The following is a 13,141-nucleotide window of genomic DNA, read 5'->3' as shown; positions in this document are numbered from 1 at the left end:
TCCAAAGACGAGGGCTGCGCATAGTAGCAGGGCCCTCTCCGTCGCCCAACCCTTTCCTATACTCCGGCGCTCACCGTGAACTGGGCGTGCCATCCCCCGGGAGAATCCCGGGTGGCGGGCCGCTCCTCGTTTGGACGCATCCCCTGAAGATCTCGGAGCTGGTCACGCTTGCGCAGAGCCCGCAGCTCCCGCTGCGCCTCGGCCGGATCCGGGGATCGGCCGGCGCCTGGCTCGCGGCCGAGCTCCGCGCGGCGCACCGCGGCCCGATCCTCGTGGTCGCGCCCGGCTCGACGCGGGCGGAGGAGTTCGCCGCGGCGCTGCGGGCGTTCTCGCCGGAAACGGAGGTCCGGATCCTGCCCCGCTACGACGTGCCGCCGTACGACCGCTTCTCGGCCCATCCCGAGATCGAGGCGCGGCGCATGAGCCTGCTCTACTCGTGGCTTTCCGCCGGACCCGAGACGGGACTGACCGTCGTCGCGCCCTGGTCGGCGCTGCTCCGGCGGGTTCCGTCGCGCTCGGAGCTGCGCAGCCGGGTCACGCACCTCGAGCGCGGTCTCTCGATCGACCGCGACGCGCTCGTCGACGTGCTGGTGCAGGCCGGCTACCAGCGCACGAGCCTGGTGGAGGAGCGCGGCGAGGTCGGCGCGCGCGGCGGGATCGTCGACCTGTTCCCGCCCCAGCTCGACCGGCCGGTGCGGATCGAGTTCGACTTCGACTCGATCGGGTCGTTGCGCCGCTTCGACCCGACGACCCAGCGTTCAGAGGGCGAGCTCGACTCGATCGTCGCGATTCCGCCGCGCGCCTATCGCGTGCCGAGCGACGTCGACGCGCTGATCCAGGACGTCCGGCGCCGCGGCCGCGAGCGGAGCCTGCCCGAGTCGCAGATCTACAGCGTCACCGAGGCGTTCGCGCGCCGGTCGCTGCCGCCGGGCGTCGAGAACCTGGAGGCCCTGCTCCACGACGAGCTCGAGACCGTCTTCGACTATCTGCCGCCGTCCACGCGCATTCTGATCGACGATCCCGAGGCCGGCCGAACGCGCGCGCTCGCATACATGGGCGAGGTCTTCGGCGGCCACGAGCGCGCCGCGGCGCAGGACCGGCTGGTCTGCGAGCCGCTCTCGCTGTACGTGAGTGACGACTCCGCGTGGAAGGCGCTGCTCGCGCGCAACCCCGTGCTCCTCGACCCGCTGGGGATTCCCGACCCGCTGGTGCGCGAGCAGGTCGTCGACGTGCGCGGCGACGACCACCGCGACCTGCGGCGCGAGATCGAGGAGCAGCGCGGCAGCGGACACGCGCTCCAGCCGCTCTCGCGCAGGCTCGCGACCTGGCGCGAGCAGAAGCGACGCGTGCGCATCGTCTGCCCGACGCCGTCCGCGGCGGAGCGGCTCGTCGACATCCTCTCGGACTACGGGCTGGCGCTGCCCATCGCTCGCGGCCACGCGTTCGCGGCCCTCCCGGAGCCGGGAGAGATCGACGTCGGGGTGGCGCCGCTCGCCGACGGCTTCGAGCTTCCGGACGACGCGCTCGTCGTGCTCACCGAGCAGAACGTCTTCGGCCAGCGCCAGCAGCGCCGCGCGGTGCGGATCACGCGCCAGACGAACGCGATCGAGCGGCTCGCGCAGATCCAGGAGGGCGACTTCCTGGTCCACGCCGAGCACGGCATCGGGCGCTTCGGCGGCCTGGTACGCATTTCCGTGTCAGGAGGCGAGCAGGAGTTCCTGCTGCTGCTCTACGACAAGGCCGACAAGCTCTACGTGCCGGTGTCGCGGCTGGGACAGGTCCAGCGCTACGCCTCCGCCGAGGACGCGAGCCCCGCGCTCGACCGTCTCGGCGGCCAGGGCTGGACCCGCACGAAGACCCGCGTGCGCCGCGCGGTGCAGGACATGGCCGAGGCGCTCCTCGCCGTGGTCGCCGCCCGCGAGACGCTCGAGGGAACGGCCTTTCCCGCGCCCGACGCGGCCTACGAGGAGTTCGAGGCGCGCTTCCGCTGGGACGACACGCCCGACCAGCGCAAGGTCACCGACGACGTGCTGGGCGACATGCGCAAGCGGCGGCCGATGGACCGGCTGGTCTGCGGCGACGTCGGCTTCGGCAAGACCGAGGTCGCGTGCCGGGCCGCGTACCTGTGCGCCATGTCGGGCCGCCAGGTCGCCTTCCTGGTGCCCACCACCGTTCTGTGTCAACAGCACCTCGAGACGATCCGGGAGCGCTTCGCCGGCACGCCGGTGGAGATCGCCGGCCTGTCGCGGCTCTCGTCGCCCAAGCAGCTTCGCGAGGTGCGCGAGGGGCTGGCCAGCGGCAAGATCGACCTCGTCGTCGGCACGCACCGCCTGCTCTCGAAGGACATCACGTTCCGGAATCTCGGTCTTCTGATCGTCGACGAGGAGCACCGCTTCGGCGTGGCGCACAAGGAGCGGCTGAAGCAGCTGCGCAAGCTCGTCGACGTGCTCACGCTCTCGGCGACTCCGATCCCGCGCACCCTGCAGATGGCGTTCTCGGGAATGCGCGATCTGTCGGTGATCGCCACTCCGCCCCCCGACCGCACGGCGGTGCGCACGCAGATCGCGCGCGTGTCGCAGGAGCTGATCTCCGAGGCGGTCGAGCGCGAGCTGCGCCGCGGCGGGCAGGTCTTCTTCGTGCACAACCGCGTCGAGACGATCGGCGAGATCGCCGGCTACCTGCAGCGCATCCTGCCGTCCGCGCGCTTCGGGATCGCGCACGGGCAGATGTCGGCGCAGAAGCTGGAGCGCGTGATGCTCGCCTTCATGCACCGCGAGTACGACGTTCTCGTGTGTACGGCGATCATCGAGTCCGGGCTCGACATTCCCAATGCCAACACGATCCTGATCCACCGCGCCGACATGTTCGGGCTGGCGCAGCTCTACCAGCTTCGCGGTCGCGTCGGCCGCGGAGACCGGCGCGCCTACGCGTACCTGCTGCTGCCCGCCACCGGGCAGATCAGCGACGACGCGCAGCGACGGATCGAGGCGATCCAGGACCTCTCGGAGCTGGGCGCGGGCTTCCGACTCGCGACCGAGGACCTCGAGATCCGCGGCGCGGGAAACCTGCTCGGCGGCGAGCAGTCCGGGCACATCGCGTCGGTCGGCTACGACCTGTACATGGAGATGATGGACGAGGCGATGGCGCGCCTGCGCGGCGAGCAGACCGCAGACGCGATCGACCCCGAGATCCGGCTGCCGCTCCCCGCGCTGCTTCCCGAGAGCTACGTGCCCGAGGTCTCGCAGCGGCTCGCGCTCTACAAGCAGCTCTCCTCGGCGCGCGACGACGAGGAGCTCGCCGCGCTGCGCGGCGATCTCCTCGATCGCTTCGGCGCGCTGCCCGACGCGGCGCAGAACCTGCTCGAGGTGATCCGGCTCAAGATCCGCTGCCGCAGCCTGGGCGTGCTCTCCGTGGAGGTGCGAAACGGCGAGCTTCAGCTGCGCATCGCCGAGCGCGCGGCCGTCGACCCGAGCCGGCTGGTGCGCGTGATTGGTCGCCCCGGGGCGCAGATCCGCGCCTATCCGGACCGGCGCCTGGGCCTGCGCCTGCGCGAGCCGGGCGACGCACTGGCCGAGAGCTTCGGCCTTCTCGATCTTCTCCAGCCCGGCGAGGGCACGCCGGTCGAAAGGAGCGCCAGCCGATGAAGCGAGTGATCGTGGCGCTCCTCGGGCTGTTGCTCGGCTGCGGTGACGGCGGGCGCGACGACGCCTGGGCCGCCGAGGTCGACGGCGTGCGGATTCCCGCCGCGGAGCTGCGGCGCCTGGTGGAGCAGCGGCTCGAGGAGGAGCCGGACGCCGATCGCGGCGACGTCGTGACCGAGGAGCTGAACCGCCTGGTGTCGGCCCAGGTCGCTCTGAACCGCGCGTCCGAAGCCGGGGTGAGCGTCGCCGACACGGAGGTGACCGACCGCCTGCACATGCTCCACGGCGAGGAGTGGAAGGACGACGATCCGCGCTACCGCGAGAGCGTGCGCCGCGAGATGATCGTCGACCGCATCGCGCTGGTCGAGCTCGCCCCGCGAATGCGCGTGCCCGAGAGCGCGCTGCGCGCCTACTTCGACGAGCACCGCAGCGAGTACGCGCAGCCCGAGCGCGCGCAGGTACGACAGATCGTGGTCGAGGAGCGCGCGAAGGCCGAGCGACTGCGAACGCAGCTCGAGTCGGGCGGGGACTTCGCCGCCGCGGCGCGCGAGCACAGCATCGCGCCCGAGGCCGCGAGCGGCGGCGAGCTGCCGGCGTTCGCGCGCGGGGAGCTCCCCGAGGCGTTCGACCGCGCCTTCGAGCTCGAAGAGGGGCAGTTCTCGGCCGTGGTCGAGTCGCCGTACGGCTTCCACATCTTCTTCCTGGAGCGCAAGATCCCGGCTCGGGAGCCCGGCTTCGACGAGCTCCGCGAGCGGCTCGAGGCGGAGCTCGGCCAGCGCAATCTCGAGGAGCTGCGCCGCGAGTGGCTGCGCGGCCTGCGCAGGAGCGCCGAGATCCGCTCGAACGACGCGTATCTGGAGACGCTGCGATGAGAGACAAGCTCTGCCTGCTGCTGATGCTCCTGGCCGCGAGCGGCATCGCCCGTGCCGAGGTCGCAGACGGCGTGGCCGCGATCGTCGGGGACGAGGTGGTGCTGCTCTCCGAGGTGCGATCGGCGATGCAGTCCGTGGCCGCCCGCGTGCCGAAGGACCACCCGCTGACGCCCCAGGAGATGAAGCAGATTCGCGACAACGCGCTGAAGAGCCTGATCGACGACCGGCTGATCCTGCAGGTCGCCAAGTTCCAGGGCATCGCCGCGAGCGAAGAGGAGATCGACGCGGCGGTGAACGGAATCGCCGAGGAGGAGGGCATCGCGGCCGACGCGATCTACGCCGCCGCGGCCGAGCAGGGCCTTCCGCGCGCCGCCTACCGCGAGCAGCTCGGCAAGCAGATCACGCGCATGAAGATGATCTCCGGCTCGGTGCAGGGCCGGGTCCGCGTGAGCGACGAGGAAGTGCGCAAGCTCTACGACGAGCGCTACGGGCAGGCCAGGCCCGGCGAGCGGATCCGGGTGCTGCACATCCTGATCGCCGTGCCGTCGGACGCCCCGCCGGAAACGCGCGAGAAGGCGCGGGCGTTCGCCGCGCAGCTCCGCGATCAGGCGCGCCAGAATGGCGACTTCGGCGGGCTCGCGCGCAAGTACTCCGGGGCGCCGACGGCGCAGCAGGGCGGGCTCACGGTCTTCCGCGAAGAGGACGCGCCGGATCTGATCAAGAGCGCGGTCTTCGGGCTGAAGCCCGGCGAGATCACCGACGTGATCGAGAACGCGCACGGCGAGAACCTGTTCCAGTTCCTCGACCGCTTCGATCCTTCGACGGTGTCGTTCGAGCAGGTCGCGGACAAGCTTCGCGGCGAGCTGATCGAGCGCCGCACCATGCCCGAGTTCGAGAAGTGGCTCGCAGACGTGCGGAAGAACCGCTACGTCGAGATCGTCGCGCCGGAGCTGCAGTGAGCGGAGAACCTGTAGAGATCGTCGTCCGGGGCGCGTGCGAGCACAACCTGAAGTCGCTGAACGTGCGCATCCCGCGCAACCGCTTGGTCGTGCTCACGGGGCTCTCGGGCTCGGGCAAGAGCTCGCTCGCGTTCGACACGCTCTACGCCGAGGGGCAGCGCCGCTACGTCGAGAGCCTGTCGGCCTACGCGCGGCAGTTCCTCGACCAGATGAAGAAGCCCGAGGTCGACTCGATCGAGGGCCTCTCGCCCGCGATCTCGATCGAGCAGAAGACCACCAGCCGCAACCCGCGCTCGACCGTCGGCACGGTCACCGAGATCTACGACTACCTGCGACTGCTCTTCGCGCGGATCGGCGTGCCGCACTGCGTGAACTGCGGCAAGCCGATCCAGGCGCAGACCGTGAAGCAGATGTGCGACCGCGTGCTCGCGCTCCCCGAGGGCACGCGCGTGCAGGTGCTCTCGCCGGTCGTGCGCGGCCGCAAAGGCGAGTACAAGAAGGAGCTGCGCGAGTTCGCGCGACAGGGCTTCGTGCGCGTTCGCATCGACGGCGAGGACCACCAGCTCGATTCGCCGCCGGAGCTCGACCGCAAGAAGCGCCACGACATCGACCTGGTGGTCGACCGTCTGGTGATCCGCGGCGACGTCGGAAAGCGGCTGGCGGATTCGTTCGAGACGGCGCTACGAGCGAGCTCGGGCTTCGCGAAGGTCGACATCGGGCCGGGCCAGGAAGAGGTCCTCTTCTCCGAGCTCGCCGCGTGCATGGACTGCGGCGCGAGCTTCCCCGAGATCAATCCGCGCTTGTTCTCTTTCAACAGCCCGCAGGGCGCCTGCCCCGAGTGCGACGGCCTGGGCACGAAGGACTTCTTCGACCCGGAGCTGCTCGTTCCCGACGCTTCGATCTCGATCGCGGACGGCGCGATCGCGCCGTTCAAGGGCCGCGGACACGCCTCGCGCTACTACGCCGCGATGCTGCGCTCGCTCGCCACGCACTACGGGTTCTCGCTCGACACGCCGTGGAGGAAGCTCTCGGCCGAGGCGCGCGCGCAGATCCTGAACGGCAACGACGAGAAGGTGACCTTCCGCTTCGGGCGCAGCCGCAAGTGGAGCTTCGACCGCAGCTGGTCGGGGGTCGTGGGCCTGCTCGACAAGCGCTACCGCGAGACCGAGAGCGATCTCGTGCGCGAGGGGCTGCGCCAGTACATGAGCAACACCGCCTGCACGGCCTGTGCGGGCGCGCGCCTGCGCCCAGAGGCGCGCTCGGTCTTCGTCGGCGCGACCACGCTGCCGCAGGTCTGCGCGCTCTCGGTCGCGCAGGCGGTGCAGTTCTTCACGAACCTGAAGCTCGGCAAGCAGGACCTGTTGATCGCCGAGCGGCTGCTGCGCGAGATCCGCGAGCGACTCGCGTTCCTGCAGAACGTCGGGCTCGAGTATCTGACGCGCGACCGCACCGCCGGCACGCTCTCGGGCGGCGAGAGCCAGCGCATCCGCCTGGCGACGCAGGTGGGCTCGGCGCTGGCGGGAGTGCTCTACATCCTGGACGAGCCGTCGATCGGGCTGCACGCGCGCGACAACGACCGGCTGCTGCGCACGCTGGTCTCGCTGCGCGACACCGGCAACACCGTGCTCGTGGTCGAGCACGACGAGGAGACCATCCGCGCCGCCGATTGGGTGATCGACATGGGGCCGGGCGCGGGCCGGCACGGCGGCGAGATCGTGGCCGAAGGCCGACCCGAGGACATCGAGAAGGAGGCGCGCTCGCTCACCGGCCAGTTCCTCTCCGGCGCGCGCAGGATCCCCGTGCCCGAGAAGCGCCGACCCGGCTCCGACAAGTTCGTGACCATCGTCGGCGCGAGCGAGAACAACCTGCGCGACGTGACGGTGCGCATTCCGCTCGGCGTGATGACGGTGGTGACGGGCGTCTCGGGCAGTGGCAAGTCGACACTGATCAACGACACCCTGTACAAGGCGCTCGCGCACGAGCTCTTCGAGGCCAAGGACAAGCCCGGCAAGCACAAGAAGATCGATGGGCTTGCACACCTCGACAAGGTGATCGACGTCTCGCAGGACCCGATCGGGCGAACCTCGCGCTCGAATCCGGCCACCTACACGGGGATCTTCACGGGGATCCGCGAGCTCTTCACGCAGCTTCCCGAGAGCCGCCAGCGCGGCTACGCGCCGGGCCGCTTCTCGTTCAACGTGAAGGGCGGGCGCTGCGAAGCCTGCCAGGGCGACGGCATCCTGCGCATCGAGATGCACTTCCTGCCCGACGTGTACGTGACCTGCGAGGAGTGCCAGGGCAAGCGCTACAACCCGCAGACGCTCGAAGTGAAGTACAAGGGCAAGTCGATCGCCGACGTGCTCGAGATGACCGTCGACGAGGCGTTCGAGTTCCTGGAGCACATCCCGGGCGTGCGAAGCGGTCTGGCGACGCTGGCCGAGGTGGGGCTCGGCTACGTGCACCTGGGCCAGCAGGCGACCACGCTCTCGGGCGGCGAGGCGCAGCGGATCAAGCTCGCAAAGGAGCTCTCGAAGCGCGCCACCGGCCGCACGATGTACATCCTGGACGAGCCGACCACCGGACTGCACTTTGCCGACGTGGAGAAGCTTCTCGACGTGATTCACAAGCTGGTCGACCGCGGCAACACGGTGGTGGTGATCGAGCACAATCTCGACGTGATCAAGACGGCGGACCACATCATCGATCTCGGGCCCGAGGGCGGCGACAAGGGCGGCGAGGTGATCGCGACCGGCACGCCGGAAGAGGTCGCCAACGACCCGCTCTCCTACACCGGACAGGCGCTGCGCCCGATCGTGTTCAGATCATGATTCCCGACCGCGACGCCGGAGCCCGCCCGCCGCTCACGCTCGAGTTCGCCTTCGTGCTCGCGCTGCTCGCGCCGCTGGTCCACATGGTCTGCGTGACGGTGCTGCTCCTGATCGGCTTTCGCGGCACGGTGCCGGTGGTCGGCATGGCCGCGGTGCTCGCCTACGGCGGCATGTTCACGCTCTGCGCTTCGCGGTTTCGCGAGCCTCCGCTCGAGCGGCTCGCGCTCGTGCGCGCACCGGCGACGGCCTGGCTCGCGGTCGCGTTCCTGGCCGCGTCCGTGCTGCTCACCAGCGAGATCGACAACCTGGTGAAGGCGGCGTTCCCGCCGCCGCTCGAGCTCACGGCGGCGGGCGAGGCGCCCGAGACGCCGCCATTCTGGGGAGTGATGCTCGCGGTGGTGCAGATCGCCGTGTTCCCGCTCGCCTACGAGCTCTTCTTCCGCGGCATCCTGCAGCCGCTCGCGGTCGCCAGGCTCGGGCTCGGTCTCGGCATCGTGCTCGGCGCGCTGATGAGCGGCGTCGCCAGCGGACTGATCTTCGGCGGCGTATGGGGCGTCGCGCCGGCGTTCGCGAACTCGCTCGTGCTGGCGGTGCTGCGCCAGGCGTCCCGATCGCTCTGGCCGTCGATCGCCCTGCACGCGCTCACCGGCGTGATCACCCTGGGCGCGCTCTACCAGGTCTTCGGCATCGCCGGCTTCGACGACACCACCGCAGCGCACACGCCGCTCGCCTGGCTGCTCGGCGCGGGCGCGCTCACGGGAATCGGCCTCGCGCTGCTGCGCGTCGCATCGCGCGGCGAGAGCGCGCCTGCCGCGCCGCCGGAGGTCTGAGCCCCCGGAAGCTCAGCCCGCGCCCAGGTGCTGCCGGAACCAGTCCGTCGCGGCGCTCGCGGCGCGCTCGAACCAGGGCTCCGTGTCGTACACATCGAAGTGTCCGCAGTCGAGCTCGAGGTAGCGCTTGGGCTCGCCCGCGCGCGCGACCGCGGCGCGCAGCTGCTCGATCGGGATCAGCGAGTCGTTCTTCGCCCCGATCACGAGCAGCGGCGTGGGCGAGACCAGCTCGATCGCGCCGGGCGGGTCGTACTCGAGCATCTTCTCCAGCGACTCCAGCGTGACGGCGTTGCGCCAGCTCGGCGCGACCGCGGCGCCCGTGCGCTGGAACCATTCCCACGCGTCGGGCGCGGCCAGCACGCTGGGCTGGCCGGGCTTTGCTACGACGGGGATCTCCGTCACCGCGCCGGTCTTGAAGCGCTCCACGCGGTCGGCCGAGATCTGGGCGAGGAACGCGTCGAGCCCGGGCCGGCCCAGAAGCGCGAGCAGAAGCGGCCACGCGCGCACCGCGGGCACCTGCGCCACGGCCGCCTTCACGCGCCGGTCGAACGCGGCCAGGTGCAGCGTGTGCCCGCCGCTGTACGAGCTGCCCCAGAGGCCGATGCGCGCGGGGTCGATGCCGGGCGCAAGCGTCACCCACGAGATCGCGTTTCGGTAGTCCTCGTGCTGCTCGAACGGGAACACCTGCCCGCGCGGCTCGCCGTCGCTCGCGCCCAGGAAGCGGAAGTCGAACACCAGCACCGCGCAGCCCGCGGCCGCGAAGCGCTCCGCGAAGGCGGGCAGGAACATCTCCTTCACCGCCGAGAAGCCGTGCGCCATCACCACCGCGGGCACGCGCGCGCCGGCCGGCCCCGCGGGGCGGTAGAGCCAGCCGCGGCAGGTCTGGCCGCGGCTCTCGAACTCGACACTCTCGCGTGTCGGCTTCGCGGCGCTCACGACGCGTGCCCCTCGAGCTCGGCCGCCAGGTGGAACACGACCCAGGCGCCGCAGCGCACGCAGTCCACGTCGTTCCCGTAGCAGCAGCCCGGCGTGCGGAAGACGTGCCCGTCCAGGTAGAGCGGCAGCACGCGCTCGCGCGCCGGGCAGGCGGCGGTGACTCGCTCCGCGTGCTCGGGGAGCATCAGCTCCAGGCTGCGCCGCGTGTTGCGCACGAAGCCCGGGTACTCGTTGCGAAGCCGCATCACCTCGCGCACCGCGGGCACGCGCGCCTCGTTGTCGGGCCAGGCGTCGGGCCCGTCGTCGCTCGCGCGCGGCACGTAGAACGAGAAGCTCATCCAGCCCACGCGCGTCTTCTGCAGCTCGCGCACCAGCTCCTCGAGCCGGTCCTGGTTGCGGCGCGTGACCGTGCACTGCACCTGCACCGGCGAGGACAGATCCTCCGGCAGCCGGCGCAGGTTCTGCATCACGCGCTTGTAGCTGCCGCGGCCGCGGATCGCGTCGTTCACGTCCTCGGGGCCGTCGAGCGAGACGACGTAGAGCACGTTCGGCCCCAGGTCGGGAACTTCGATCGTGCCGTTGGTGGTGATGGTGTTGCGCGGGAAGAGCTTCACGCCGCGCTCGATCAGCGGGCCGCGAAGCAGCGGCTCGCCGCCCATCCAGAGCGCTGTGCGGATGCCGTGGCGGTCGCGCAGCATCTCGAGCGTCTCGAGCATCTCGTCGTCGGTCGGCTCGTCGGCGACCCGCGGGCGCACGGGCGAGAGCGGGTTCGCGTCGCGGTAGATGAAGCAGTGCGCGCAGCTCAGGTTGCAGCGCTCGGTGACGTTCACGATCACCGACGGGTACGGGGCGTCTTCGCGGTAGTGGCCCTCGAGAACGGCCTGCATCGGAACCTCCACGGCAGTCTGGCCGCGGCGCGGGCCCGGCCCTATGACGGCCATCATACGGGTAGGGCGAGCTCGCGGTCTGCGCATCTATACTCGCGCCGATGCAACGCGCGCCCCTGCTCATCCTGGGAATGCTCTCGCTCCTCGCGGGCCTTGCGGGCGGGCTGGTCCGCGTCGGCTGGGCCGTGCCGAGCGTTCCGCCGGAAGCCGTGGCGCAGCACGGCGCGCTGATGCTCGCTGGATTCCTCGGCACGCTGATCTCGCTCGAAAAAGCCGTCGCGCTTCAGCGCACCTTCGGCTACGCGGCCCCGGTGCTGATCGGTGTCGGCACGATCTCGCTCTGGGCCGGCGGCCCGGTCGCTCCCGGCCGCGCCGCGATCGCGGCAGGCGGCGCCATCTTCTTCGCCGGCCTCGCGCTCGGCTTCTACGAACGCGCGACGCGCTGGGCCGCCACGCAGCTCGCCGGCGCCGCCTGCTTCGCGATCGGCGCGCTCGCCTGGCTCGCCGGCCGCGCGCTCGTCGACGTGGTCCCGTTGTGGGCCGCCTTCGTGGTGCTGACCATCGCCGGCGAGCGCCTCGAGCTCTCGCGCCTGCTCGCGCCCACGCGCGCGGCTCTCGTCGCGTTCGCCGCGCTCGTCGCGCTCGCGATCGCCGGGCCGCTGGTCGGCTTCGCGGACGCGCAGCTCGGTGCGCGACTGTCGGGCGCGGCATGGCTCGGCCTCGCCGTCTGGCTGCTGCGCTGGGACCTCGCGCGCAAATCGCTCGGCCGGCCCGGCCTGCCGCGCTTCATCGCCTGGGCCGTCCTCTCCGGCCACGTGTGGCTCGCGCTCTCCGGCGCGTTCGCCCTCACCTGGGGCGCGCCGCAAGCCGGCCCCGCCTGGGACGCGATCCTGCACGCGCTCTTCGTCGGCTTCGCCTTCTCTATGATCTTCGGCCACGCCCCGATCATCTTCCCAGCCATCCTTCGCGTGCAGATCCGCTTCGCCCCGCGCTTCTGGATCCACCTGGCGCTGCTGAACGCCGGCCTCGCGCTGCGGCTCATCGGAGATCTCTCCGGCGTGTACGAGCTGCGGGCGTGGGGGGCGCTGCTGAACGTGCTCGCCGTGCTGCTGTTCCTGGTGCAGACGGTGAGCCGCGTGGAGAAGGGGTCGGCCTGACATCGGCCGGTGCACAGAAATGTGCGTGTTGGCGATGGGTTGCGAAGCAGGACTGCGGCCGGGAGCAGCGCTTGCGCGCTTCTCGGAAAGCGCCAATTGGCGCGCCTCTCTCGCCAGACGGCGCGGTTGCCGATAAATTGATGCGATGAAGAGCGAGCTTGGCGGCGTCGTCTCCGTCCTCGGTGGTGCGAAGGTGCTCGGTCGCGCCCTCCGCTCACCGGAGGACCTGGCGATGCGGGTGCGCGGAGGCTTGCCCTTCTCCTCGCTGACGGCCGTCATGGAGCAGTACGGGATCCCGCGCGAAGTCCTGTGCGCGATCCTGCATCTCTCGCGGAGAAATCTGCTCCGGCGAAGGGAGCAGAGCCGCCTGTCCGCGGATGAATCCGATCGTCTCTACCGGCTTGCACGGGTGCTCGCGCACGCGAACCGGGTGTTCGGCGATCTCGAGGAGTCGGCCGAGTGGATTCAGGCTCCGAACCCGTCGCTCGGCAAACAGCAGCCGCTTGCCCTTCTCGACACCGACATCGGCGCGGAGCAGGTCGACGACGTTCTCGGCAGAATCGAGCACGGCATCGTCGGCTGATGCGCGTCTTTCGGATCTGTCAGGCGCGGCACACCGACAGCGCGTTCACTGGCGACGGGGCGGTTCTCTATCCCGGTCGCTGGCATCCACGGGGTGTCCGCGTCATCTACGCATCCGAGAGCCGCGCGCTCGCTGCTCTCGAGCAGCTCGTGCATCTTCACCGGACTCGTCTCCCCGATGACTTCGTCAGCTTCACGGTCGACATCCCCGACGGTGTGAGGATCCGCCAGGCTCTCGTCGGGACTCTCCCCAAGGAGTGGCGCAGGCATCCAGGCCCGCGCGCGCTTCAAGAGATCGGCGCCGCCTGGATCGCGGCAGGCGACTCGGCGTGCCTCGAGGTCCCCTCGGCCGTGGTCCCCGGCGAGCGAAACTTCCTGCTGAACCCGCGTCACGCGGACTTCGCGAAGCTGGCGATCGGTCCCGCGGAGCCCTTCACGTTCGACGAAAA

General features: G+C 70.7%; 10 protein-coding genes. 8 read left to right on the top strand and 2 right to left on the bottom strand.

What is annotated here, in order from left to right:
- The first annotated feature begins 86 nt into the window (after positions 1-86).
- The 5 genes from mfd to FJ108_07930 are packed head-to-tail and all read left to right on the top strand — an operon-like array spanning position 87 to position 9,130.
- On the top strand, positions 87-3,644 hold the full coding sequence (gene mfd, locus FJ108_07950; GenBank protein ID MBM4335829.1) for a transcription-repair coupling factor: 3,558 nt from the start codon (positions 87-89) through the stop codon (positions 3,642-3,644).
- Complete coding sequence (locus FJ108_07945; GenBank protein ID MBM4335828.1) at positions 3,641-4,513, top strand: hypothetical protein; 873 nt, start codon at positions 3,641-3,643, stop codon at positions 4,511-4,513. The genes mfd and FJ108_07945 overlap by 4 nt, the downstream gene beginning before the upstream one ends.
- The gene (locus tag FJ108_07940; GenBank protein MBM4335827.1) at positions 4,510-5,472 is read left to right on the top strand and encodes a hypothetical protein; all 963 of its coding nucleotides are present in this window, start codon (positions 4,510-4,512) and stop codon (positions 5,470-5,472) included. The genes FJ108_07945 and FJ108_07940 overlap by 4 nt, the downstream gene beginning before the upstream one ends.
- Positions 5,469-8,300 (top strand): excinuclease ABC subunit UvrA, encoded by a 2,832-nt coding sequence (gene uvrA, locus FJ108_07935; GenBank protein ID MBM4335826.1) that lies wholly within the window; start codon positions 5,469-5,471, stop codon positions 8,298-8,300. Before FJ108_07940 ends, uvrA begins: the two co-directional genes overlap by 4 nt.
- On the top strand, positions 8,297-9,130 hold the full coding sequence (locus FJ108_07930) for a CPBP family intramembrane metalloprotease (protein MBM4335825.1): 834 nt from the start codon (positions 8,297-8,299) through the stop codon (positions 9,128-9,130). Before uvrA ends, FJ108_07930 begins: the two co-directional genes overlap by 4 nt.
- Before the next feature lie 12 nt (positions 9,131-9,142).
- Here the strand turns inward: FJ108_07930 and FJ108_07925 are convergent, their stop codons facing one another.
- Both FJ108_07925 and FJ108_07920 read right to left on the bottom strand, forming a co-directional pair.
- Positions 9,143-10,066, bottom strand: coding sequence for an alpha/beta hydrolase (locus FJ108_07925; GenBank protein ID MBM4335824.1), 924 nt, complete (start codon positions 10,064-10,066; stop codon positions 9,143-9,145).
- Positions 10,063-11,040 (bottom strand): radical SAM protein, encoded by a 978-nt coding sequence (locus FJ108_07920; protein MBM4335823.1) that lies wholly within the window; start codon positions 11,038-11,040, stop codon positions 10,063-10,065. The genes FJ108_07925 and FJ108_07920 overlap by 4 nt, the downstream gene beginning before the upstream one ends.
- Before the next feature lie 14 nt (positions 11,041-11,054).
- Here FJ108_07920 and FJ108_07915 point away from each other — a divergent pair, with 14 nt between their 5' ends.
- The 3 genes from FJ108_07915 to FJ108_07905 all read left to right on the top strand — a co-directional run.
- Positions 11,055-12,110 carry a hypothetical protein gene (locus FJ108_07915; protein ID MBM4335822.1) on the top strand — a complete coding sequence of 352 codons (1,056 nt, stop codon included), beginning with the start codon at positions 11,055-11,057 and terminating at the stop codon, positions 12,108-12,110.
- Positions 12,111-12,255: 145 nt separating this feature from the next.
- The gene (locus FJ108_07910; protein ID MBM4335821.1) at positions 12,256-12,693 is read left to right on the top strand and encodes a DUF2384 domain-containing protein; all 438 of its coding nucleotides are present in this window, start codon (positions 12,256-12,258) and stop codon (positions 12,691-12,693) included.
- Positions 12,693-13,141, top strand: a 449-nt coding sequence (locus FJ108_07905; protein ID MBM4335820.1) for an RES domain-containing protein, incomplete at its 3' end; no start/stop codon positions are given. The genes FJ108_07910 and FJ108_07905, both read left to right, overlap by 1 nt.

This window comes from Deltaproteobacteria bacterium, from assembly GCA_016875225.1.
Classification (GTDB): Bacteria; Myxococcota_A; UBA9160; order SZUA-336; family SZUA-336; genus VGRW01.
This window is presented reverse-complemented; position numbering and strand designations above follow the sequence as displayed.

Bases quoted from the DNA above. Each gene is read 5' to 3' on its own strand.
- FJ108_07915 (MBM4335822.1), top strand. From the start codon at position 11,055: ATGCAACGCGCGCCCCTGCTCATCCTGGGAATGCTCTCGCTCCTCGCG.
- FJ108_07940 (MBM4335827.1), top strand. From the start codon at position 4,510: ATGAGAGACAAGCTCTGCCTGCTGCTGATGCTCCTGGCCGCGAGCGGC.
- FJ108_07930 (MBM4335825.1), top strand. From the start codon at position 8,297: ATGATTCCCGACCGCGACGCCGGAGCCCGCCCGCCGCTCACGCTCGAG.
- FJ108_07945 (MBM4335828.1), top strand. From the start codon at position 3,641: ATGAAGCGAGTGATCGTGGCGCTCCTCGGGCTGTTGCTCGGCTGCGGT.
- FJ108_07920 (MBM4335823.1), bottom strand. From the start codon at position 11,040: ATGCGCAGACCGCGAGCTCGCCCTACCCGTATGATGGCCGTCATAGGG.
- FJ108_07910 (MBM4335821.1), top strand. From the start codon at position 12,256: ATGAAGAGCGAGCTTGGCGGCGTCGTCTCCGTCCTCGGTGGTGCGAAG.